Annotated in this window: 15 protein-coding genes; 5 read left to right on the forward strand and 10 right to left on the reverse strand. The window is 60.8% G+C overall.

Going from position 1 to position 23,758, the window contains the following annotated elements:
- Window positions 1–20 precede the first annotated feature (20 nt).
- The 4 genes from U0034_RS08670 (at window position 21) to U0034_RS08685 (ending at window position 4,017) form a co-directional block, all read left to right on the forward strand.
- Window positions 21–950, forward strand: a complete 930-nt coding sequence (locus U0034_RS08670) for a 3-oxoacyl-[acyl-carrier-protein] synthase III C-terminal domain-containing protein (RefSeq protein ID WP_158243494.1) — start codon at window positions 21–23, stop codon at window positions 948–950.
- 61 nt (window positions 951–1,011) lie between these two features.
- Window positions 1,012–2,268, forward strand: a complete 1,257-nt coding sequence (locus tag U0034_RS08675; protein ID WP_114717933.1) for a cation:proton antiporter — start codon at window positions 1,012–1,014, stop codon at window positions 2,266–2,268.
- 214 nt (window positions 2,269–2,482) lie between these two features.
- Window positions 2,483–3,412, forward strand: a complete 930-nt coding sequence (locus tag U0034_RS08680) for a DMT family transporter (RefSeq protein ID WP_158243495.1) — start codon at window positions 2,483–2,485, stop codon at window positions 3,410–3,412.
- 50 nt (window positions 3,413–3,462) lie between these two features.
- Window positions 3,463–4,017 carry a gamma carbonic anhydrase family protein gene (locus tag U0034_RS08685; RefSeq protein ID WP_085228643.1) on the forward strand — a complete coding sequence of 185 codons (555 nt, stop codon included), beginning with the start codon at window positions 3,463–3,465 and terminating at the stop codon, window positions 4,015–4,017.
- On the opposite strand, the gene U0034_RS08690 is transcribed toward U0034_RS08685, so the two are convergent.
- Window positions 4,014–4,463: a YybH family protein gene (locus tag U0034_RS08690; RefSeq protein ID WP_085228642.1), complete on the reverse strand. Its 450-nt coding sequence runs from the start codon at window positions 4,461–4,463 to the stop codon at window positions 4,014–4,016. The genes U0034_RS08685 and U0034_RS08690 overlap by 4 nt on opposite strands.
- A 400-nt stretch (window positions 4,464–4,863) precedes the next feature.
- Between U0034_RS08690 and U0034_RS08695 the strand changes: the two genes are divergently transcribed.
- Window positions 4,864–5,577 (forward strand): LuxR C-terminal-related transcriptional regulator, encoded by a 714-nt coding sequence (locus U0034_RS08695; protein ID WP_085228641.1) that lies wholly within the window; start codon window positions 4,864–4,866, stop codon window positions 5,575–5,577.
- A 216-nt stretch (window positions 5,578–5,793) separates the two neighbouring features.
- Here U0034_RS08695 and U0034_RS08700 read toward each other — a convergent pair whose 3' ends face one another.
- The 9 genes from U0034_RS08700 to U0034_RS08740 form a co-directional block, all read right to left on the reverse strand.
- Window positions 5,794–7,731 carry an acid phosphatase gene (locus tag U0034_RS08700; protein ID WP_085228640.1) on the reverse strand — a complete coding sequence of 646 codons (1,938 nt, stop codon included), beginning with the start codon at window positions 7,729–7,731 and terminating at the stop codon, window positions 5,794–5,796.
- 222 nt (window positions 7,732–7,953) lie between these two features.
- Complete coding sequence (locus U0034_RS08705) at window positions 7,954–9,714, reverse strand: ShlB/FhaC/HecB family hemolysin secretion/activation protein (RefSeq protein ID WP_085228639.1); 1,761 nt, start codon at window positions 9,712–9,714, stop codon at window positions 7,954–7,956.
- A 50-nt stretch (window positions 9,715–9,764) separates the two neighbouring features.
- Window positions 9,765–10,358, reverse strand: a complete 594-nt coding sequence (locus U0034_RS08710; protein ID WP_085228638.1) for a hypothetical protein — start codon at window positions 10,356–10,358, stop codon at window positions 9,765–9,767.
- 260 nt (window positions 10,359–10,618) lie between these two features.
- On the reverse strand, window positions 10,619–11,002 hold the full coding sequence (locus U0034_RS08715) for a hypothetical protein (protein WP_114717935.1): 384 nt from the start codon (window positions 11,000–11,002) through the stop codon (window positions 10,619–10,621).
- A gap of 134 nt (window positions 11,003–11,136) precedes the next feature.
- Complete coding sequence (locus U0034_RS08720; protein WP_102622905.1) at window positions 11,137–11,595, reverse strand: hypothetical protein; 459 nt, start codon at window positions 11,593–11,595, stop codon at window positions 11,137–11,139.
- Window positions 11,582–11,860 (reverse strand): hypothetical protein, encoded by a 279-nt coding sequence (locus U0034_RS08725; RefSeq protein ID WP_139831174.1) that lies wholly within the window; start codon window positions 11,858–11,860, stop codon window positions 11,582–11,584. The genes U0034_RS08720 and U0034_RS08725 overlap by 14 nt, the downstream gene beginning before the upstream one ends.
- 530 nt (window positions 11,861–12,390) lie before the next feature.
- On the reverse strand, window positions 12,391–12,660 hold the full coding sequence (locus U0034_RS08730) for a hypothetical protein (protein WP_139831173.1): 270 nt from the start codon (window positions 12,658–12,660) through the stop codon (window positions 12,391–12,393).
- Window positions 12,657–13,475 carry a hypothetical protein gene (locus tag U0034_RS08735; RefSeq protein WP_085228636.1) on the reverse strand — a complete coding sequence of 273 codons (819 nt, stop codon included), beginning with the start codon at window positions 13,473–13,475 and terminating at the stop codon, window positions 12,657–12,659. Before U0034_RS08735 ends, U0034_RS08730 begins: the two co-directional genes overlap by 4 nt.
- Window positions 13,476–13,730: 255 nt before the next feature.
- The gene (locus tag U0034_RS08740; RefSeq protein WP_085228634.1) at window positions 13,731–23,294 is read right to left on the reverse strand and encodes a two-partner secretion domain-containing protein; all 9,564 of its coding nucleotides are present in this window, start codon (window positions 23,292–23,294) and stop codon (window positions 13,731–13,733) included.
- Window positions 23,295–23,758: the final 464 nt, after the last annotated feature.

Raw genomic sequence — 23,758 nt, forward strand, 5'->3', positions numbered from 1 at the left:
GCTTGGCGGAGATGGCCATCATGAGAGAACCCGTGTTTGTCGGGGCCCCGTCGTTCGCGGCGGGGGAATTCGTCGAACTCGAGCAGTTGGAGCTCGACGCAACGAGCCGGGCCTCGCTGCACGATCTGGGCGTGAGCGGCGCGCGCACGTCGGGCGACGTGCCGTTGATGACGCTGGCGGCGCGCGCGGCCCGCAAGGTGCTGGACGCGGCGCCGATCAGCGGCGACGACGTGGACGCCGTCGTGCTCTGCACATCGAGTTTCTGGCGGCACCGGGAGCTTTCTTCCGGCGAGATCAGCCGCACGCTGCTCGATCTGGGGCTCAGGCGCGCACAAGTAGTGATGGCTTCGGTGATGGGCTGCCACAACGCGATCACAGGCCTGCGCCTCGCGCGCAGCCTCATTCGCTCCGAGCAATTCGAACACATCATGCTCGTGACGGTCGACATAGCCGAACCGGGAGCCACACGGCTCGCCGACGGCCCCTCGGTTCTAGGGGACGGCGCCGCGGCCTGCCTCGTCGCCACCCGGCCCTATGGCAATGCCTATCAATTGATGGACCTCGTGCTTTACGACAAGCATCCCATCGCGAAGCTGGGCGACAGCGCAGACGACCGGCAGTTGAAGCTCGTGGAATGGCTCGCCGCGATCAAAAGCGTCTGCAGCGATCTGTTGAAACGCAACGCGCTCTATAGCGATCAGATCGATCGGCTCGTATGCAACAATTACAACCCGCGAATGAACCGGTGGATCGCGAGCCAGGCCGGCGTGAGCGCAGGCAAGGCATGCGCATTCGATCGCACGCGCGGGCATATCTGGTCGTCCGACATTCTGATCAGCCTCGCCGAAATCGCGCAGGCACGCGATTTCGAGCGTATCGATCGCCTGATGTGCGTGGGATCGGGTCCGCACAACTTCGGTGCCGCGCTGCTCGAGCGGCGCGCCAGCTGAAACGCGGCCCGCTTCGTCGGCGACGAGGCGGACCGCGAGCATCCTTATCAAGGCCCCGCTCATGCCAGAGATTCAAATTGTCGTCATCGTCTGCGCGACGATCCTCGCCGGCTTCGCCGCCAGGGCGATCGGCCAGCCCGTCGTCGTCGGCGAAATGGCCGCGGGCATTCTGTTGGGCCCGGCCGTGCTCGGCAGCCTCGCACCGGCGCTGCAACAGCAGCTGTTTCCGGCCGATTCGCTGGGCGGACTGCAGGCGATTGCCGAGTTCGGCCTCATGCTGTTCATGTTCATCGTCGGGACCGAGCTGTCGGAACCCACACCCGACGCCGCTCGAAAGAACGACAGCCGGCTCGTCTTGTGGACGTCGGCGGCAAGCGTCGCCGTTCCGCTGGCGATCGGCGTGGGCTGTGCGATGGCATTGAGCCCGGAGATGGGCATCCCGGAGGGGCAGCGAGGTCGTTTCGCGCTTTTCCTGGGCACGGCGATGTCGGTCACTGCATTCCCGGTGCTCGCGCGCATGCTGGCAGACCACGGCATGCTCGGCACGCCGATCGGGCGCGTGGCCATTGCCGTGGCCGCGGTCATCGACATTTACGCCTGGATACTGTTCGCCGTGTGCACGGCGCCTTCACCCGCGCATGCCGGCACCGGCATGCTCCTCAGGCTTTCGTTGCTCCCGCTGGCCTGCGCTGTCGCGATCCGTTTCGCGCGGCCCCGGCTCGCCGCTTGGCTCCCCCGGCCCGGCAACGGCGCCCGCACGCAGCCAGGCGAGAGCCAATTGCCTACGCTCGCCGTCGTTGCCGTCGTCTTCGCCGCCGCCGCGGCAGCCCGCGCCGCGGGCCTGCATCCGGTGCTCGGCGCATTCGCGATCGGATGTTGCTTTCCGTCCGGCACGGCGCTCAGCGAAAAAATCAAGCGCGACCTCGGTGCGATTGCGGGGCGCTTCCTGATGCCCTGCTACTTTGCGCTCGCGGGCCTCAGCATGACGCGCGACGCATTCGGCAGCGGGGGGATTGCCCCGCTTTGCATACTGCTCGCCGTTGCCGTCTTGTCGAAGGTGTTCGGCACGGCCGCCGGCGCGCGCCTGGGCGGCGCAACGTGGCGCACCGGCATGCTGCTGGGCGTGCTGATGAATGCGAGGGGGCTCGTGGAGCTGATCTTGTTGAAGGAAGGCTTGAATGCGGGCGTGATCACGCCGCGGCTTTATACGCTGATGCTGCTCGTCGCGCTGATCACGACCGCCATGACCGGCGGCTTCAATACGTTCCTTGTTTCGCGTCGCTCCCCGCATCTGCTCGCTCGCGAGAAAGCGGGTTGAGCCGCAGCGAAATAAAAATCGATGCCCGCCTGGCTTTTTGGAAATGGCAGTAGTGCGGCTGCTTCAAGCCGAGGCAAATCATTTCATTACACGATCGGCCATATGCACGGCGAGTGTGATACGGTTTGGCGTTCGGTAGTTCAAGGCGTCGCGCATAGCAGACACCGGCGCGATGGAGGTCGACCATCGTTTCAACCGTTCGCACAGGCCGAATATGAATACCATTCTGTATGTCGTCACGGTGGCGATTTGGGGCAGCACCTGGATTGGCATTCATTACCAGGTTGCTTCCATACCGCCCGGCGTCTCGCTGCTCTATCGCACCGCAATCGCGGCCGTCGTCATGCTTTCCATCTGCCTCGTCACACGCAAATCGCTGCGTTATCCGGCGCGGGATCATCTTCTGCTTGCGCTGCAGGGGTTCTGCCTCTTCGCGGGCAGCTACTGGCTCGTCTATATCGGCGCACAGTCGCTCGAAAGCGGATTTGTCGCGCTCGGGGTATCGACCGTTATCGTTTTCAATCTGATCAATTCGCGTATTTTCCTATCGAAGCCGATCGAAAAGATTGTTTTGGCGGGTGCATTGATCGGACTGACGGGCGTCATGCTCGCGCTGATTCCCGACTCGGCCGCGCCAGCAAGCGGTGCGAGGATTCACGCCATTCTCATTACGCTGGCGGGCGCCTATATCGCCTCGGTCGGCAACATCGTGTCCGGCAAGACCAATGCGCGAGGCATTTCCGTGTTGCCGGCAAACGCGCTTTCGCTCACCTACGCCTCCCTGGCGCTTGCGCTGCTCGTTTTTGCGAGCGGCACGCCGTTGTCGTTCGATCCCCATGTGCCGTACGTCGTATCGTTGCTTTACCTCGCGATCTTCGGGACGGTCATTGCATTCCTCTGCTATCTGACGCTGCTCGGCCGGATCGGCGCCGGGCGCGCCGCCTATGCGATGCTGGCGTCGCCCGTCATCGCACTCGTGATTTCGTCGCGGATGGAAGGCCTTTCGCTCAGCGCGCGCGTGGTCGCGGGTACGGCGCTCGTCATCGTCGGCAACTGGATCATCATGCGCAAGCCGCGGATCGCCGGGCGCACAGGCACATCGGGCACGCCGGGCGCCGTTGCCGGCCCGGGCGAGAGCCGATGAACCCGGAACGCGGCCGCGGCGTTGCGGCACCTGCTGACGGAGCCATGTCAATGAACACATGCACGCTGTACGCGTTTCGCGGATGCACACCCCGAATCGAGGGATCGGATCATTACTTTGCGCCCGGCGCACGGATCATCGGCGACGTCACGATCGGCGAACGCGTCAGCGTCTGGTTCAACGCCGTGATTCGCGGCGATCGTGACCATATTGCTATTGGCCGGGGGACAAACGTACAGGATCTGGCCATGCTGCACGTCGATACGGGGTTTCCGTTGACGATCGGCGAAGGGGTGACCATCGCCCATCACGCGACGCTGCATGGCTGCACGATCGGCGATCATTCTCTGATCGGCATCAACGCCGTTGTGCTCAACGGTGCGCGCGTGGGCCGATGCTGCGTGATCGCCGCCAATGCGCTCGTGGGCGAAGGCGCGGAGGTACCCGAGCGCAGCGTTTTTGTCGGCAGCCCGGGCCGCGTCATCCGGCAGCTCAGCGACAAGGAAGCCGCCGATCTCGAAGCCGTCAGCGCGAGCTATGCGGCGCACGCACGCGAGTTCGCCGCCGACTGCCATGCGCTCGAGCCGGCGGCGATCGAACGTTAGACGAACTCGAGACGAGGTTTCTCCGTAAAGATCTGGCGGCAGATCTTCCATACGCCGCCGTCTTTGCGAAGGTGCCAGAGCGCACGGTAGATCAGGTCCTCCGTCCCTTCGCCGCTCGTTGTGTCGAATGGTTCGACGTGAACCTCGACGAGCGCCGTCGCAAAGCCGAATTGCGGACGGAACAGGCCGCACTCCTGGAAATTCATTTTGATGTGGATGTCCGCCTGCTTCGCGACGAACGCGAAGCGAATGGCGGCGGGGCCACGCCGGTCCGGCGCGCGGGGCGGCGACCATAGCGCATCGGGCGTATAGAGCGACGAATAGCGGGCGGCGCTGTTCGAGTTGGCTGCTTCCACATAATCGCATTCGATAAAACGCCGGATCTCCATGAGTTCCGCGTCGTGCTCGACGTCCAATGTGGCGGATGTGTTCGGCGATAGCTGCATGGTGAAAGTCCGAGAAATGAAATCCGTTTTCGATGGCCTCGCCATTGGGCAAGCGCTCTCAGTGTATTTGAGAGTCCGGTTCGCTTTGAGCTCTAACAAATGAGGGGTTTTCAGCGCGGGCGCGGGCGCCCGACCGGCAAAGCCCGGCCAAGGTCTATCGACGGAATGCTGCTTTACGCGTGGGCGAACTGCCCGTATCGCGCCTGAAAGGCCCGGATAAATAGTATGAAATGAAATGCGCCATATTGGGGCATAAAGCGATGGCACCAACGAACCGTCCGCGATCAGCCGCACGACTCTGGTTAATACACATTGAGTGCCGCATGGCCCTTCAATAAGATCGAAAATCGCCCTTCCGATAATTGCCGGAGCCCTCCCGATCATACAGCCAGAGGGCCCAATGAAAAATCGATACGAAGACTATATTAGCGCCTATGGACTAAAGGCGGCTAATGCAGACGAATTGATGCGAGAAATAGACGTACAAGTCGGCTCACTAGGATTCGACACCTGGTGGTTTTCGTTGCTCGTTCCGAGTCCGGTGACATTACCGCGTCTTTATCTTCGGGGAAATTTTCCCGAGGAGTGGGCGTCGCGAAACGCTCGCGGATGGCAACCGGGCCGCAATCCAATTCTCCGTCGCGCTCACTACGCTTGCCTTCCGATCGCGTGGGCCAGCGAAGATCAGAGCACGGATCGTGAATTCTGGAGCGTGCTGACTCAGCGCGGAAATCGGTACGGGTGGTCCAAGCCCACGCGGATCTATGCTCATGCCTCCTCGGTATTGACGTTGGCGCGCGGAGACAAGCCGCTTTCGTATACCGAACTCCGAGAGAAAGGCCCGGCGCTGATGTGGCTGTCATACAGCGTTCAGCAATCGATGTGTGCCGAGCTCGAGGATGAATTGCGCGTGGCGGATGGGTTCGGCCTTACCCCGCGCGAGAGAGAGGTCATGCTATGGACCGCCGAGGGCAAGACGTCCTCGGAAATATCGTCCATTCTGAACATCGCGGAAACGACGGTGATTTTTCACATCACCAATGCCGTCAAGAAGACGAACTCCGTGAATCGGGCACAAGCGGCGGCGAAGGTCGCGCTCTGGGGGCTGTTCTGAACGCGCGTGACAGGTCCGGCGAATAACGCGCGCCGATATCCGCCTGCAAGCAGGCACCGCACTCGCAGCACGGTCCCGGCTGGACGCATCGTCAGCCAGGATCGCGCTGCGGGACGTCGGCGGTTATTCGTTATTCGTATTCGAACGTCGGCGAGAGGGGCATCCTCGGGCGACGGCGGATGCCCGCGCCCTTGGTATCGCCCCTTTCCGCGCGCATCAGCTGTCGATGCGTACCTGCACGCCCGCCGAACGATAGAGCGCAGTAGCCTTGTGCCCGTCGACCACCACCGAATCGAATTGCCCCGTCAACTGGCTCGTGTCCATGATGTCGATGACGTCACCGGCCTTGGGCGTCATGCCGCTGGCGAGCTTCACATGCAGCGTGCCGCCCGCGATCGTCGTGCGTCCCGTCACGGCCAGACGACCCGCATCGCCCGCGCCGCGGTCGATTTCGAGCGTACCGCCTTTCAGCTGCGTGTACTTGCCGGCGATAGATGCGCGCGCAACGGCCGAGATCGCGACCGTACCGCCGCTCACGTAGACGTCGCCCGAGCCGAACGCTTGCGCAGAGCCCGCGGCGAGCGTTCCGCCGCGCACTTCCGTGCCGCCCGTGTAAGTGTTCGTGCCCGCCAGCGTCAATGCCCCGGTGCCCATGAACGTCAGCTTGCCCGTACCGCCGATATCGTTGCGCCAGGTATCGGCCGCGTTGAAGCCACCCTGCGACGCGTCCATCGAAATCGTGACGCTGCCGTTGAATTGACCATAACCGTCTGCGGCGGCGAAGAAATTCAGTCGGCCCCAGCCTTCGGCGTCATCGAGCATCGGGTAGCCGGATGCAAGCGCGGTCGTCTTCAGCACCACGCGGCGTTGGTCCGCGCTCAGATACGGCAGCCGCGTTTCGAGCAACGCTTCCGCACCCTTCGGCACCACGGCTGCCGCGGTCGTCGACGCGATCGGCGCGAAGCCGAACGTCAGCCGGCGCAGATAGTTGGCCTTGTTGGTCGCATAGTCCGAGAAGCGATCGTTCGCCGGCGTGCCCGAATGCGCGAAGGCGAGGAACGTGGTGGCATCCGTATTCGTTGCCGCGTAGAGTGCCGTGTGGGCTTGCGCGAGCGCGGCCTGCTTCGTCGCGCTCGCCGATGCGACGATATTCGCGACCACCGATGCTTCGCCCAGTACGCGGCCGCCGATCACGTCGAGCGGCGAATGCATGCCGGCGAGAATCCGGTTCTCGCCGAGTTCGAGGCCGCGGCTCACCATCTCCTGGAAGCGCTCGGGCACCAGATAGGCCATCGCGAACGCGTCGCGCACGCCCTCGGCCGAATGCCCGCTCGGGAAGCCGCCGTCGGTGGAGGGCGTGCCGCTTTCGGCCGGCACGAGAGCCGGGGCGACGATGACACTGCTGCTCCAGCGGTAGGGGCGTGCGTACTTGTAGAAGCGCTTGGACGGCTCCGTGGATGCGTTCGTGCCCATCGCGTTGATGAAATCGACCACCTTGCCGAACGTCGCGTTTGTCGAACTGCCCACACCGGTGTTGTTGCCCGTGTCGTTATACAAGGTGCTGGTTGCGTTGGCAGGGATGGACGTGATGCTCGTGGTCTGCTGCGTTGCCGTGCGCCATGTATCGGTGAGCGGGCCCATGCCGTCGGTCACGCTGTAGCCCTTGCCGCGACGGTCATCGTAGTACGCCGCTTCGGCTTGTGCGGCCGTACGCGCGGTGGTTGCGTCCACAACGTATTGAACGTTCGCGTTCAATACAGTCGGATTGAGCGCCGTGCCGTTCGGCGTGCCGTCGGTGGGCACGCCCGTCCATGTCGATGCCACGACGGCCGGGAAGCCGTCCACGGCCGGTGCACTGACGCCGGCATCGACGATGTCGGTCAGCGGCTGCCACAACGTGCGGAAGCCCGCGAGCACGCGCACGCCGGCATTCGTGTCCATCGTCGCGTAGCGCGCGTCGCCGCGCTGGTTCGTGGCGTAGGTGTCGACGAAGGCTTTGGCCGTGGGGACAGGGGCGGTGTCGACGAAGCCAGGGTCCGCCGGTGCCGATGGCGCGTCGGTCGCGTTATCGCCGCCACCGCAGGCAACAGCGAGGAAAGAAAAGGATGCCGCGCACGCGAGCGTGCGTAGGCGAAGGTAAGGCTGCGTGGCCACGAAACGTTCCCTTGATCATTGATTTTCGAAAGATCGGATGGTAGGGGGCGTTTGTTAAGGTTTCGGGAAAAGTAGGATTTGTTCGCGCGCGCCGGCGGCTGTTTCGATTGCCCACGCGCCAGGCTCGCGAGACTCGCCAACGCGGTCGAGGTCCAATTGGCATATACGGCGTTTTCCGCGGCTCGCCGATCGAGCATTTGATCGACGAGCCGTACCGGCCGTCTAAAACTGCGTCATCAATTGGAATCCCACCGTCACGTGTGCGGTTTCAAAGCTGGCCGGCTTATATATCGGAGTGCCGGCAAAGACCTCATATGAGTAGGCGCCGAAACGCGTGCGGACGCCGCCGCGCAGCCCGATCACGGCGCCGGCCAGTTGCGTGCCGGCCAGGAACGCCGTGTTGGGGCCGTAGGCACGTCCGTAATCGATGCCCGCATACGCGCAGTGCCCGGTCTGCGCGATCGGCACTTGCAACTCGTTGCGCCAGTAAAAGCCACGCTCGGCCGCGAGCATCGTTTCGCCGTCGAACCCGCGCACGGTGTAGCGGCTGCCGATCGTCAGATCGTCGATGTAAAACAGCGTGTCGTTCGTGAATTGGCCGTGCACCGTCGTGACGTAACGCAAGTTCTGGCCGGCCACGGCAAACGGCACCGACAGGTTCGCGTCGAGCACGGCCATATGGAAGCGATAGGTCGGGGCGCCGTTTCCGGAAGTGTCCGGTGTCGCACCGAGCCAGCCGATGCCTTGGCGGTACGCAAGCGTGCCGTCGAACTGCGCGGCACCGAAGTAGTGGCGATCCGTTACGCCTGCCTCGATAAACGTATTGTCGCGACGCTGTTGGGGAATCTCCGTGTCATCGATGAAACTCGCGCCCCAACGCTTCGTTAGCTGGAACTCCACGCCGAACACGTCGTTCTGGCTCCGGCTCAATACGCGCTGCAGCTTCATGCCAAGCGACTGCGCGTTGCCGCTCGAAATGAACGTCTGGTTCACACCGGCAATCTGCTGGTAATAGGTGTTGGCATTGCCGGAAAGCGTCGCGGTCCAGTAACCCCATGGCACCGAATAAAAGCTGTTGAAGCCATGCGAACCCAGGCGCTTGTCGCCAAACTCCAGGTCTTGGCTTGCACCAATGTTGAACAGGTCGTTGAGGCCGAGGGGATTGTCGATGCCGAGCGACAGGTTGCCTTGCAATTTGCCCGTCGCTCGCGTACCCGAGTTGTCGACCGATGCGACGACCGTCCAAGCCTTCGAGCGTTTGACGTTGATGACCACATCGCTCTCGCCCGGTACCTCGGTAGGATCGATCTGCATGTCGACGTCCTGGCTCGACACCCGTTTCATCTGCTCCAGGCCCTGCTCCAGATCGCGCAGATTCAGCAAATCACCGCCACGCGCCGGAAACGCCGACTTCCAGGTGCCGCGCGCGGCGGCGTCCGCAAAACGCAGTTGTCGAATGATTCCTGGTACAAGCGAGAGCTTTAGCGTGCCCGCCGAAAGGTCCTGCTCGGGCACGAGCACGCGCGTGGTCACATAGCCCTTGCTCAGAATCAATTGCTGCACGCCCTTCACGATCTGCTCCACGCCCTGCTTGCCGATGCATTGGCCGCGGTAGTGATCGAGCCATTCACGCGCAAACGCGAACGGGTCGAGCGGAAGCCCCGATGCACCTCGCGTGCGCACCGCCTGCGGCAAGGTATCGGGCACGTCGAGCGCGAAAGCGCCGATGCGAAAGCACAGTTTCTCTGCCGGCAGGTCAGGCCATCCGGCTGTTGACGGCGCCGCAGTACGCACACCCGGTGCGTTGACCGTTCGCTCGCGTTGCTGCGCCTCGCGTTGCTGTTCTATCAGTTGCTGCTGCTGCGCCGAACTGCGCGCAGCGTTCGCGGCGTCGGGCGAGGTGGGGGACTGTTGTGCCTGTACATCAAAGGTGACGAGTATCAGTGCCGCAGACCAGATCGTCGCGGCGCGCGTGGAATGCATTGTTCTTGTTCTCTACGAAGTTCTTATCGGCCCGGCGAGACGTATTCCGATCATCGGCTCGCGCTATTCTTGCTCACGCTGCTCGATGCGGAGCATGCGGGTATGTAGTGCCCCTCCACCGGCTCATCGAGTCCTTTGTCGTCGATGCGGCGAATGACAACCGCGCACTCATGCGAATGGCGCCCCGTCGGCTGCACGAAAAGATAGATGTCGTAGTCCTGACCGGGCACGGGCGTGAAGCCAGCCTTTGCTGTGCACGACCACGAAACGGAGGTGCCGCCGCCTCCGGTCCCCATTAGAACGGCGAGCGGTTTTCCTGCATCGACCACGTACTCGCGAATCATGTCTTTGCGTACGAGGCCATCCGTTCGCATCCGCGGGCGAGGGCTCGGAGGCATGCCGATCGTGACGCTGCGCGATGAATACTTGAAGCGGGAGAAATAGCCGTCGTCGACGTCGATGCGGTCGGGGTCGGTGTCCCACCAAGCGGTATAGCAGGTACCCGGTCGGATCGAGGCGTTTTGCAGGTCGTTGCCCGTCAGTATGCGGACGCGGGCCGAGACGGTTGGATCGTAGTGGGGTGCTTCCGTCGTCACGTAGTGGGCCGGTGCGCAGGCCGCGACGAGGACTGGCAGGCATAGCATCGCCAGTACACGAATAGACGCCCCCGGGGATGGCGACCCACAGCCCTCTTTGTATTTTTTTCTGATCAATTCAGTCACTCTTTATTTTTAAATACACCAAATATTTAAGCATCGACACCTAGACATCCGCCGCTCGATGGAAATCTCCGAAACGTTAATGGGAGCGGAGACATCACCTATGGATTCTGGTCATTGTTGGACCCCGTTCCCATTCAATGATTTTACGATGTTGCAAGGCGCGGCTCGCGCGGTTCCCAATATCATTTGCCGGTCCGAGCGACCTCAAGTTGATGTCTAAATTCATCCACGGGAGGCAGGGGGTAATCTACCGTGTTACAGCCCTTCCTCTTTGCGAGAGCGATGTTCTCAAATGCTTTCTCCTGATAACGGTTGAAGGCTGCTGCATACGGTGACGGCGCCTTCTCGCTGATCAAAAAAAGCTGCACGTTCGCTCCCGTTACATCGCCCTTCTTCCCATAGCTTTCGCTGAAATTCGTGATAGCCCAGTTATTTAGATAAGCCGCCACCTTCGCATGCTGTTCACACGTTAATTTTTCACCGGCATCACTCGATCGACTGGTCACGCATCCAAGCAAAGTTTGCAACAAAATAAGACAGAGCATGTATCTAGCGATTGATTTCATATTTTCCTTTTGTTATGCGATCGGCCGCCTTATCGAAATTAACATACCACCTGAAATTCAACAGACTCCAACCAGCACCGTAAGATCAGGTAGTAGCAGTCACACCTGCACCACTGGCGTCCCGCGCCAGCCGATTAATTACATACCTTCATCGTCATCACATTGAATACCATTGAAAATCCGTAGACCTCACGAGGCAAGCCCTGTGAGCTGTCCCTTTCAGGAGAAAGTTTGATCTTCGCCACCATATCACCCTTACACAGAACGACGGAGTCTTCATCACTACGCCTCTCAACCCACCCCCTCCCCATCAATTCCTGCCGATATGCCTCGGCCAAATCACGACTCCAAGAATTGCCATTTATATTCTCTATCAACAAAGCACCACCAATTTTCGCATTCGAGTATACGGAATCAACTACGCCGCCCCTCTTTAACGTAGCATCCATCTCTTGCACCATCATCTCCAGATGAACCTCAGACTCTCTCTTTGATGGATTTTTATGTATTGCCCACAGTCCCGCACACAGCCCCAGAATCACCAAAAATACCCAGCCCATCGATTTCCACAGTCCACTCTTAATGTTTGGCATTCGAACTCTCCATCCATGGAATGGCGAATAGAGGAAAGCTATAACCTCCCGAACCATTACCACCGGGTTTTGGCTGCTTCGTGACCCCACCAAAGCCAATGCCTACTTCGATCGCTGTTTGACCACCAACCGAATGGTTCAATCCACTGCAAACCCCAAATAAACATCCGTTTCCACCGACGGACGGCCCAGAGAGTAGTTGATCAGTTGCATACTCTCGATCTCCCGCACTTTTTCCAACATTATCCGGAATCATTCCGAACACGACTCCTGCTCCTTTCTCACGAGAGGCTGCGATAGAACCGCCTACGTAGACATTCCCGTTATATAGATTAACGGTCACACTCCCGCCCGGTCCCGCGCCTCCCTGCAAAGTAACATAGCCAATCGTCCCTGGCCTCCGTGCACCGATAGCCGCTTGAGACGCTCGTTGGTCAGCCTGCGCATCGTCCGAACTATATGTGAAGAGATTGTTTCCCGAAATTTGCCGGATCAAACCGCCATATGAACTCGCCGAGAAAAATGTTCCGTTGTAGCTCTTCAGCTGACTCTGTTCATCTGTATAGGCAAGGCCTTCACTCTGTAGCGCAGAGTACTTCGAGTAGTCCGCCGTGCCTGGAGCATATTGCGCTGCGCACTGTACAAGTGCACATGCTGCTGCCTCGAGGCGATGTTCTTTCGTCGCATCACCATTCGCCAGTTCCTTGATAGCCTGTTTTTCTTCCGGATGGAGCTGCCGATTGTAAAGATCTGGGCAACCAACCGGCGGGGAACATGCCTATCGTTTCTACCAGATCAGTTTTTAAACCAAGGACCGAATTTCGAAGAATCGTCGCTCAACATGCCGGCCTTGCGTAATCGACCAGGTAGATACCTGACGAACACAACCAGCAACAGTATAAAGAAGGGAAGACCAATAGCAAACGAAGCTACGCCGTCACTCAGACCGATCACCTTCCGGCATATGGCAATCACAATAACCGCGTAAAATCCAGCGGCGCCGACCGATATACCACCGACAACTCCTATTATTTGGCTAACTGCATAAAGACGCCTCCAGTTCATTGCTGGCCTCCTGTATGACGAATATCATTTATAACAGCAGCTCCCTTTGAACCCACGCCGAACAGCAGAATTCCCTGTGTTGTCCCACATGGCGCCGCCTGACCAATGAAGGGTATCAAAGTATTGTTGTTAAAACGTGGTACCGTTACGTCGAACATGGACCCAGGGCGATTCAAACCATCGGCAACACCCATTTTTAGCGGAACCGGCGCATAAAGAGCTCCGATCGCTGTGGCAAGGTTCAGACCATCATATGCCACGTTCCCCCAACCAGCAGGCAATACCTCATTGAAGCCATAGCGTAGCGGATTTATGCCGGCGGCACTGATACCGTTGTATCGGTTGTACAGTCCGTCAGCCCCTTCAGCCATATCGCTGGCACCAAAAGCCACCATCGGAACGCCTGCCGCACAGCCCAAGCTGGTTGTACAAAGCGCAGCCCCCGTCTTAGTCGTCAGCGCACCCGTGACAATCTTTGCCCCATCCTTCACCACGCCCAGCGGATCGCTCTTGAACATATCCGCAATCTTCTGCCCTGGCGTGTAATCGAACAGGCCCGCTTCCTTCTGCCCATTCACCCACGCCAACTCCGGCCCGAGTTGCGACGCCTCAACCTCGCTCACAAAGTTGGCATTGCGCTGATCGCTTCCTGGCGGATATTCCGCCCAACACTTCACGGCGTAGCACGCGGCCCTGGTCAGTTTTTCTTCTTCGGCCTTGTCCCCATGCGCCGCATCGTGAATCGCCTTCTTTTCATCCGGATGCAACTGCCGATTGTAAAGATCCGCGTTCAACGCACCACCCGCGCCAGCCATCGCTACTGCTCGTCGTCAGAGGGAGACGCTCCGACTTCCTTCTCTCGCGTCAGGGCGCGTAGCTCCTTGGCGAATTGGTAAGTGATACTTCCAACTATGGTCAAGTAGATCGGCAAGCCAACTAGCACTGGTCGCCAACTCGCCCCCTGTGCATAAGAGAACACGAGTACCACCGCAGGAATTCCTATGGCGCATACATAGGCCCAAACGGCCCGCCTTACTATGGAACGCTTCTTTTCCCGAGCACTCATCGGCTTACTTTCCAGAGATCTTCTGCTTGTCGGCTTCGATTGCGGCTTGAGTTGGCCCAGATAGCACTTGCAGAAGTTGATTGATGCTCATTCCAATTGGTCCTGGCATTTTTGCCTCTACGCCCGCGCCAAACAAACTGCTTGCTGTGCCAATCCCCGCCGACAGATCCGCGCTACTACCCGGATTCGTCATTGCCGTCGCTCCAAATGCGCCGACGCCGCCCCACAATGCGTTATAGACGCCAACCGCCACTTTTCCGCCTGTTGCGTTACCCAGCGTGTTTAATGGCAGAAAGAAAGGTGCCGCTGCTCCGGTCACACCGCCGACCGCCAGCGACTTCCCAACATTCGGCCCGTCGTTCGAGAGCCCCATCGCGTGGCTGATCACGTCGCCTGCATAATCATACGTCGCACCCAGCGCCCAGGCCGTCGCCGCAGTTGGCGCCACCGCCCCGAGCGTGAACAATCCAACCGCTGCGCCCGCTGCCATGCCAAATTGGGGATTCGCCTCGTGCCCCGGCAACGACCGCTGCTCGGGTGTCAACGAGCCGTCCTTGTTGCCATGGAGGAACGGGCTGTTGTATTCGGCCGTCGTGGCCCGGAACAAGCCGTTGCTGTTTTGACTGATATAAGCAACGGCGGTCGCATCACCGCCCGGCCCCTTGCTGGCCGCCGCGTCAACAAGCCGATAGCCGTTCGCCAGCAGCATCTGCTGGGCTTGGTCGTCGGTGATGTCTTGGCCTGTCTTGTCCTTGTAGAACTGCGCAAACCTGCCGGCGTTGTCTTTGGCCCACCGCCGTTCGTCAGGATGCAACTGCCGATTGTAAAGATCAGCCAACGACGCAGTAGCCGCGCCCGCACCTCCACCAACCGCTGCCCCCGCGGCCGCTGCGATCAAATTCCCAAGCCCATTGCCGAGCGCGTGCCCCAACGTCCCCGGCGCACCGAAGTCATCGGCCATCTCGTTCAGCTTAGGTGCCAACCCTGCCGACACGCCAGCTCCTGCAGCCCCACCAAACGCACCCGCGGCGCCACCCGCCCCAAGTCCCCCCAACATCGCTCCGCCCAGGATATGTAGCCCGATGCGGTCAGCCCCGCCTTCTGCCCATGGTTTGGCTTCGTCCTTATACTGCTCCGCAAGGTCAGCCTCTCCAAGCAATGAAGCTGCCTTCGCGCCGTCCTCCGCCCGAGCCTTCTTGTAGTCGCTATACGTGCCGATCGCCTGCGCCACCTGCGCACCCGCCGCATTTGCGGCATTCATCAGGTCCGACTGCTGCGAAAGCATATCGTTGATATCGGGCAACTTCGATACCGTGCCGTTGAGATCGGACGTATCGCGATCGAGCGCGCCCAGATTCTGCTTCTGACTCGCCGCGTCCGTAAGCGTAATCGCGCCGGCACTCACGGCACTCTTCGTCAGTGCATTTTCGTCCCCATTCGCGAACTGGGGAATCATCGGCACGATACCCATGCCAGCACCGCCGACAGTCACACCTGCACTATTGGCACTGTAGTGCGAGTGATTTTCGATATCCGAGAAACTGAGCGAGCCCGTCGTCAGCGAATTCTTGGACGCATCGGCATCGCTCGCGACGTAGGCCCCCTTGAGATCGGTATTGCCCTTTACGTCGATAGCGTACCCGCCGTCGCCAGCCTTGATCCCGGCCTGTTCGACCACCGCTGCATAATTGCCAGCCGCGTTGCCGCGCTGTGCGCTGAAGCTCGCGCTGGCGCCGCCATACTGGCTGATCGAGAAGCCCCCGCCCGAGCTCGATTGATGCGCCGCGCTCACGGTCGTGTCCTGAACGCTGGCAACGTTCAGATCTCCACCAACGTCAACCTTTACCAGTCGCCCAGCAACGTCCGAACCGACGATGTTCGTATCGCCGCCAGACCGAACAGCGACGCTATTAGAAGCGGACACGTGCGAGTTGTTCTGCATCACGGCATCGGAGTTTGCATCGCCATGCGCATTCGACATCGATGCCGAGATGCCGAATCCGCTCCCGAACGAATAGGACACGCCCACACTCGCACTGCTCGAACTGTTGGAACTGCGAGTAGCGTCCGTGTTCGTCGTATTGACGATATTGACCTGGTTCTTCGCATCCAGCAGCACGTCGGTCGCTTTGATGTCCGAACCGGCCACCGTCACGTTGCCACTTCCTTGCGTACCGTCTCCGGTCGCAACGAAAGCCACGGTCCCGCCTGCGTCGATCGCGCTACCGGTCTGCGTCGTCTGATCTTCCTTCGACGTGCTTTTCGATTCGCTCGTGCCGAAACTCAACTGCACACCGATGTCGGGCGTCTTCCCTGGATTCAAAGCCATTGCTGCGCCGGCATTTCCGATGGCCCCCGCCGCCGCAATCGAATGCAGTGCCGACGCCCGCCCGTCTTTACTATTGGAAGCTGCACGAGACTCGGACGCCGCCGTCATGATGGCGTTGCCGATGCTGCCCGATAGCCCGAGCGTAAAGCCGCTCGTCTTCGTCTCGTGCGTTTCGTCGTGGTGGTTGGTGCTCGTCGCCGAGTCGATGGTTACGTTGGCAGCCTGACCGAGCACATCCTGCGCCGCGATCGCGGTGCTGCCAGTGACATGCAGGTTATTGCCCGCGACGAGCGTTACGCTCCCACCCGTGCTGCCGACAATGCTGCCATTCTGCGTAATGGCATTGTCATGTACCGTGTCTTTGCTATCCGTGTTGCCGTACGAAATCCCTGCTCCTCCGCCTGCTCCGAGACCCGAGCTCGTCTCCTCGTGGAAGTGGCTGCTTTGGCTCGTATCCTGCGTCGTCACGATGTTGAGGTCATGCACCGCCGAAAGCGACAAGTCGTGCGTCGACGCAATGGTCGACCCCGCAACGATCAAATCATGCCCCGCACTGGCAGCAACGACATCGCCCGAGACGGTCGAGCCCGCCGACACGATCTGATGCGAACTCTTCTCGTCCGTCATCGTGCTGCTCGACAGGAAGCCGGAGTGGCTATCGTGCGTCCAGCTCTGCGAGTCATGCGTCTCGGTAACCGCGCCCACCGTGACGTCGCCAGTCGCGACCAGCTTGACGGCGCCCCCGTTGACGCTGCCATCCGTAGCCGTCGTGCCGGTGGTCACACTCGAGCCCAATACCTTCATGTTCCCGCCACTACTGGGCGAAGCTGCCGCACTCACCCCCTCCAGCGCAAGCAACGTTGCAGCGGTCCCTGCCTGCCCCGCGCCGAGCAGTACGGTGCCCGACGCATTGATATCGCTTGCGCGTGCCGTTTCGTCATATGACGACGCCGTATGCTGGGTCAGGCGGCCACCCAGCGATCGCTCGTCATGCGTCTGGATGTCCTTCGCGGCCGTCACCGTCAGGTCGTTGCCCGCGATCATCGACGCATCGCCGGCCGCTTGCACCGTCGAGCCGGTAACGGTCGTGTCGCGGCCCGAAATCGCCGTCAGACTACCGCCCGTCACAATCGAACTCCCGACGTTTTTCGTCAGATTGTCATGGCCGCCGCTCAGCCCGTCATCCGTGTGCACCTCCTGCGTGGCCGCGAGCGTGACGGTGCCCACGTCGATATCGCGCCCTGCCGCGAGCATTGCATTGCCGCCCGTCTGGATCGATGCGCCTGCGAGAGTCACGTCGCGCCCGGCGATCAGTGCGGCGTCGCGCGACGCGGAAATCGTGCCGGTAGCCAGCGTACCTTGCGACGTTGCCGTGGAAACCAGGTTCCCGTCGCGCAAGGTCTGCGTGACACCGAATGTTTCGCTCTCGTTGACGATGTCGCGCCCGGCCCGCACCATCGTATCGGCGCCACCTATCCGGCCACTTACGTTTCGGACATCCTGTACCGCCGCGACGGTCGTCGTCCCGCCGCTCCCAATCACGCCACGATTGACGATATTGTTGCCGAGCACCGTCGTCGCAACATCGCCAACGATATGGCCGCGGTTGGCAACGTCGCCGGTGGCGTCAAGGCTGACGGACTTGCCCGCCACCAACGCGCCACTATGCTGCAGATCGACGGTGTCGGCCTGCGCGAGATAAAGCTTCGGCACGAGCACAGATTGCTGCGTGCCATCAGGCAGCGTCACGTCCTGCGAGACCAGCCAGACCATATCGGTCGTGAGCTGCTTCATCTGCGTATCCGAGAGCGCTACGCCGGGCGTGAGGCCAAATTGTTTGGCGTAGGTAACGCCGCTGTTCATCAGCGCGGTGTATTCGGCAAGATTGTCCGAGTAGCCGGCGAGGAACGTACGCCCCGTGAGTTGCGTGACTTGATCGCGAATCACTTTCTCTTCGTAGAAGCCATCGCCAAGCCGCTTCTGTGTAGTCTGCGGATTCAGGTTGAGCGCACTCAGCATGTAGTCGCTCGATATGAAGTTGTTATAGCTCGTGAAACGAGGATCGGTTGCGATCAGGTAGGTCGCGCTCGGGGCCGTTTGCACCGCGAATAGGCCGTTGACCGGCAATGTCAGATTCGGAATTCCGCTCGATGCACTTCCGAGCGTCTGCGGTCGGCTCGCTCCGCCAGTGGCGCCATCGGCCACGTTCACTCGCGCTCTTTGTCCCATGACGCCCGTAGTCGCGCGAACTTCGGTCGTCTGGCCGGTCACGCCGCCCAACAAGGTTCCTGTCGCGTCGCCGCCGGTCACGCCCGAGCCGGTCACCGTTTGGCCGACTCGATTGACGCTCGATACCGTGATGGTGGCCGCATCCGTCTGCACGGCTTGGTTCGCGGTCGCGATAGCCGGTAGTGCGGCAACGGTTGTGGAGGCCACCGGTGTCACCGGATAGATGACTGTTTTCGTGTCCTCGCTATTACCGGTCTTCTGATGCCAGTAGAACGTCGACGTGTCCTGCTCGGTCACAGTCTGCTGCAATACTATGCCGACATCGCGAACACTGCCGTTCGTCGCGCGCCGAACAAGATCGCCACCGGCAGCCATGATAGAGGATTGATTGGTGATCGAGCCACCGTCGGCGTTGATGCGAATCTCGCCCCGAGCGCGAATCTTCGCCGCATCGGATGCACTCACTAGTCGATCAGTCGTCGTCGTGATCGTCGTTACGCGCCGCTTTTCGACGTAGTCATGCGAGTCAGAGCCCAGATCGGTCCGAACGCGAACTTGGTCGGGACGAATCTGCGTATTTGGGTTCCAATCCGGCCAAAAGGTGATGGTGTAGGTATCGCCGTTATCCTGGATGTTTTGGTACCACTGCGTAGGATTCGTAGCGACTTGACTATGAAGCATGTCTACGTTCGTATTGCAGTTGGACACGCAGGCGGTGAGGTCGGGAAAACGCGTCTCCGTAATCGGCTGCGTCAGGGAGAATGTCTGCGCGCCAGTGTCGACATTCACCACTTGCGATTTGGGTAGAGTCACGGACACCGGCGTGCGTAGTGCGCCCGCCATATTCCCCGAAAGGGGATCTGCCTCGCCGCTCCATCTCCATTGGGGAAAGGTGATGCTATTACGGTGTTTCGTATCGTCGCCGATTTCCAGACCTGCGGTCCAAATCGACCACTCAGACGTTGCTGTTTGCGGCGCGCCCGGTTCCGTCACGATCGTCGTTCGCTTGTTGACGATTGTGTGTGCCGCGATATCGAGGTTGCCGTCCGCCTCAATGTCCGCCGAGCTGTTCTCGAGGGTGCCCGTCTGATGCGCAAGCATTCCGGTGCTATCGCGCGTGCCGTCTTGCGCTATCTCAAGGTCGCCAGCGCTATAGATCAGCGCCCCGTCCATGTTCGAAACGGAGTTCGACGCATACAGCTTTACGCTCTGTGCGCCAGCGATAACCGCTGCCGCACCGCTGTTCTGGATATCGGCCGCATTCACCTGCACGTCGTTGCCGATGACAGTGCCCGTGTTCATCAGCGCGGCGCTGTTCGTCCTCACGGCGTCGCCTTCGATGCGGCCGGCGTTGGCCAGAACGCCCGATGCGTTCACCGTCGTCGCCGAGGATGTCATGCGCGCCCCCGCTGCATTGACGACCTGGCCGCCCGACGCCGTCAACGAGCCCGCGGCGGCTAGCGTGCCTGCATTCGTCAACGTCCCGGTCGCGGACACCGACATATCTCCGTCCGCATGCAGCCGATTCGCCGCGTCGTTCGTGTAATTGCCGGTGGCGCTCAAAGTCAGATTGCGTCCCGACGTCACCTCCCCGACGCCGCTCACCGCGCCGCTGGCGGCGATGTCGCGGTTTGCTCGGATAGCGCCGCCTGCGTTCGAGAGCGACGAAACCCGCGCCGACACGTCGGCCCCGCCCTCCAACGTACCGCCGTCGTTCGTGAGCTTCGCACCGGCCTGATTCAGGTTCAGCGCGGTGCCGCCGTATATCGTGCCGCCCGCATTGTTGACGCTCTCCGTGACATCGAGATTCGCTGCGCCTGCCGCCACGAGTTTCGCACCCGACGTATTGGTGAAGCTCCGCGCGGCAATGGTCACGTCACCGTTGCCGCCCATCGTGCCTCCGGTGTTCGTGACACCGGCTGCCGCCGTGATCGCCATTGCGCCGTCGCCCGCATCGGTGAGCGTGCCGGACGTGTTGTCGATGTTTGCAGCCGCGATGAGCATCGTCCCATGCAGCCCGTTCGCGGACATTACCCCTCGAGCGTTCGTGAGCGCGCCACCCGCCGTGAGAGAGAGATCGCCGGCGGTCTGCATCGATCCGGCAGTGCTATCCAGTCCGCCCTGGGTCGTCGCCGTCAGGCCGTCCTTGCCGTAGACGGTACCGCTACGGTTCAGAATGCCTGCCGCGGCGTCGAGTTCCATCGCGCCCTGAGCAGAAAGCGAACCGGACGTGTTGTCGAGGCTCAGCGCATGCGCCGTCAATTTGCCGTTGGTCGCAATCTGTCCGCCCGCGTTGGACAGCAAATCCGATGCGGTCAGCGTGAGCGAACCCGCCCCCGCATGCTGAATCGATCCGCTGGTCCCATTCGCTATCGACTGCGCCGATAGCGCAAGGTTCGACGCGTTGCTCGCGATCGTCCCGCCGCTGTTGTCGAGCGTGCCGCCGGCCGATATGACTTCGTTCGCCAGTCCATACTGGCGCAGCGTGCCCTCACGATTGACGAGATCGCCAGCCGTGGAGACGGTAAGCAAGTGGCCCTCGATAGTTCCACTGCTGTTGTCCGCAGACGCTGCGCTCACGTGAGTTGCCGCCGCTGAGACGAGCCCATTTCGATTATCGAGTGTGTTCGCAATCGTCGCGCCGATTTCGCCTGCAGCGATCAGCTTGCCCGAATGATTGTCGAACGACTGCGCGTGCAATTGCGCATCGCCTTTCGCGCTGATCGTCCCCTGGTTCTCGAGTGCCCCACCCGAGATGTCAAGCGCACCATCGGTAACGACTCTGCCGCCCGTGTTCGAAATTGCTGCCGCAGTGAGGCGAAGCACGCCATTACCGGCATCGTCGAGCGCGCCGCTATCGTTGATGAGCGTCTGCGCGGACACCGATAGATTCGACGCATTCGAAGCAACGGTGCCACCGGTGTTGTCGAACTTGCCTCCCACCGATATGCGCTGATCGGCTAGTCCATACTGTTGAACCGTTCCGCCGCGATTGACGGGGTCGGCGGTAGTCGAGAGGGCAAGCGCATCGCCCTCGATCTTGCCACCTCTGTTATCCGCCGACGCTGCCGTTACTGTGGCAGCCGCTCCGGAGATCAGGCCGTTTCGATTATCGAGTGTGCCGGCGATAGTGGCATTGAGATCGCCTGCGGCAATAACGCTACCCGCGTGGTTGTTAAGCGATTGGGCTTGCACCGATGCATTGCCCTTTGCGCTGATTTGCCCTTGATTGGAAAGCTCGCCGCTCGTCAGTCTCAGCGCACCGTTGGTGCCGATCACCCCGCCGATATCGCCCGTGCCCGCCGTTCCCGACGCATTGACGAGTCTACCGGTTGTGGAGACCGTCAACCCGTCACCGTTCAGCGAGGTCACACGTCCAGCCGTGTTGCCGATAGACGCCGCGTTTATCTTCATGCGCCCGGACGCCTGAATGACGCCTTGACGATTATTCACCGCCCCGCGCGCGTCCAACTCGATGGCCGATTGCGAAAGGATCTGGCCGGACAGGTTCGACAACTCCCCTGCTGTAATCGTCTGCTTGCCCGACGAGGAAAGAACCGCGTTGTCGTTGGTCAGCGTTCCTTTCGCGCTAACGGAAAGCGTGCCGCCTGCTGCCGTCGTCGCATGTGCCTGGTTCAGATCACCAGCGCCCGCACTCAGTTCAAGGTTGCCGTTGGATGACGTTTCACCGCCCGCAAGGTCGATAGACGCCGCCGAAAACGATGCATCGCCGCCTGCCACGTTGTGACCAGTGGCCGATATTGCGCCGGCTGCAGTGACCGTCAGATCCCCGGCTCGAGCGATGGAACCGTCGCCGTCGACACCTGCGCCGAGCGCACCCGTCGATGCCACGCTCCCGACGTCGATCGTCGTATTTCGCTGCGCGGCCAACGTGCCGGCGTTCTCGAGCGCGGCGGCCGTTGTTACCGAAACATCCTGCAGCGCGTAGGTCGAACCGCTGTTGTCAATTTCGTCCCGTGCCGCGAGGGCCATATTACCGCTGGCGTTCGTTCGGCCAGCCAGTTGCAGGCGCCCTCGAGCGGTGAGCGTCAGGTCACCGGCCTGGGCAGCGATGACGCCGCGATTCGATACGCCCACCCCGAATTCGTTGGACGCAAGAAATATCCGGTTTGCATACATGCCACCGAGTTGCCCGACGTCGATCGCGAGTGACGGCGCAGCGCCGTCACCGGTAATAGGCGTAGCGGTAAGCGTATCGTGGTCGACATGATTCGAGCCAGCGACAACGTTCAGCGTATTGCCGTAGACCGCCGCATTCGCCTGCACCGCGCGGGCAATGAGATCAACCTGATCGACATTCGATGCGTTGAGCCCGGCGCCTTGCACGAAGATGCTGCCGCCTCGGACATCGAAGCCCGAAAGCGCGCCATTGGCACCGAACACCGGTGCCCCGGTCGTCAGAATAGCCCTCGATGTATTGATGAAGCCTGCGCCATCGACGATCAAACCCGACGAATTGGCGATCACCACCTCGGCGCGGCTGCCTGCCACCTCGAGGTAGCCGCGCAATTGCGACGGCGAATTACTGTTGACTTGGTTGAGGATGATCTTCGCCGGCAGGCCGGGCTGAAGATTCGGGTTGCCGTTGATGTAGCCGGCCTGCTGCGTAGCAACGACCGTTGCCGAGTTGTTCAGGATCGCGCCATTCTTTTGGACGTCGAACTGCGAGTAGGTGTTGACCGACACCCCTGCGCCCGACGGCTTGGCGATGTTGACCTGAGGCAAGCCGTTCGCTGTTTGGATGACGCTGGCGCCAGAGCCCTGGGCTGCGACAATTTGCGCATGTGCCACGGGAACAGTGCCCGCGAGCAACGACGCCGCGAAAGCCATGTGGCGTAATGCGAAAAGCGAAATAACGCGACGACCTGCCGCTACCCGTACCGCGAATTCACCACGACCTGCATTGCCGACCGACGAAGCCGTTTCCTCGACGGCGACAAGCATTCCCCGCAGCTTGTTGAATACAAGCCGATAAGCCCCGGAATTCATCTCTCGTTGTTTGTTTCGAATTGTAACGGAGCGGTAATCTACCGAGATTTTCAGCGACTCGCATCAAATTTCGTGTTCGAGGTATGGAAGCAACATTCGAAGTACTTGGACACGCGCGGACCCAGTTGCAAATTATGGATCGTCCATCTGATAAGGGATTGCCGCCGGAATGCGATAGCCATAACCGGCGATTCGGCTTCCGATCGTCTGATTTGCCCAAGGCCGAAAGGAAAGCTGCGCGCAGCAGGAAGAATGCGCGGTTCGTTCACCTCTGTTTGCTGATATCCCGCGTGCGCGGGATGCGAATTAGAGTATCGCCTTTCCTCATCTCACTCGCTCCGAGCACGTGTCTCGCGAGTTCGATTCGAGCTTAAAAAGGACCGCGAATGCGATAGCGGCGAATTAAAGTGATCGCGTCAAAGCAAGGGCATCATGCTGTGCACGAGCAAGCCCGTCGCATTACC

Source organism: Trinickia caryophylli (genome assembly GCF_034424545.1).
Lineage (GTDB): Bacteria > Pseudomonadota > Gammaproteobacteria > Burkholderiales > Burkholderiaceae > Trinickia > Trinickia caryophylli.

Excerpts from the sequence above, each read along its gene's own strand:
- U0034_RS08715 (WP_114717935.1), bottom strand. The coding sequence starts at position 11,002 with ATGAAATCAATCGCTAGATACATGCTCTGTCTTATTTTGTTGCAAACT.
- U0034_RS08670 (WP_158243494.1), top strand. The coding sequence starts at position 21 with ATGAGAGAACCCGTGTTTGTCGGGGCCCCGTCGTTCGCGGCGGGGGAA.
- U0034_RS08705 (WP_085228639.1), bottom strand. The coding sequence starts at position 9,714 with ATGCATTCCACGCGCGCCGCGACGATCTGGTCTGCGGCACTGATACTC.
- U0034_RS08690 (WP_085228642.1), bottom strand. The coding sequence starts at position 4,463 with ATGCAGCTATCGCCGAACACATCCGCCACATTGGACGTCGAGCACGAC.
- U0034_RS08695 (WP_085228641.1), top strand. The coding sequence starts at position 4,864 with ATGAAAAATCGATACGAAGACTATATTAGCGCCTATGGACTAAAGGCG.
- U0034_RS08675 (WP_114717933.1), top strand. The coding sequence starts at position 1,012 with ATGCCAGAGATTCAAATTGTCGTCATCGTCTGCGCGACGATCCTCGCC.
- U0034_RS08730 (WP_139831173.1), bottom strand. The coding sequence starts at position 12,660 with ATGAACTGGAGGCGTCTTTATGCAGTTAGCCAAATAATAGGAGTTGTC.
- U0034_RS08720 (WP_102622905.1), bottom strand. The coding sequence starts at position 11,595 with ATGCCAAACATTAAGAGTGGACTGTGGAAATCGATGGGCTGGGTATTT.
- U0034_RS08735 (WP_085228636.1), bottom strand. The coding sequence starts at position 13,475 with ATGGCTGGCGCGGGTGGTGCGTTGAACGCGGATCTTTACAATCGGCAG.
- U0034_RS08685 (WP_085228643.1), top strand. The coding sequence starts at position 3,463 with ATGAACACATGCACGCTGTACGCGTTTCGCGGATGCACACCCCGAATC.
- U0034_RS08680 (WP_158243495.1), top strand. The coding sequence starts at position 2,483 with ATGAATACCATTCTGTATGTCGTCACGGTGGCGATTTGGGGCAGCACC.
- U0034_RS08740 (WP_085228634.1), bottom strand. The coding sequence starts at position 23,294 with ATGAATTCCGGGGCTTATCGGCTTGTATTCAACAAGCTGCGGGGAATG.
- U0034_RS08710 (WP_085228638.1), bottom strand. The coding sequence starts at position 10,358 with ATGCTATGCCTGCCAGTCCTCGTCGCGGCCTGCGCACCGGCCCACTAC.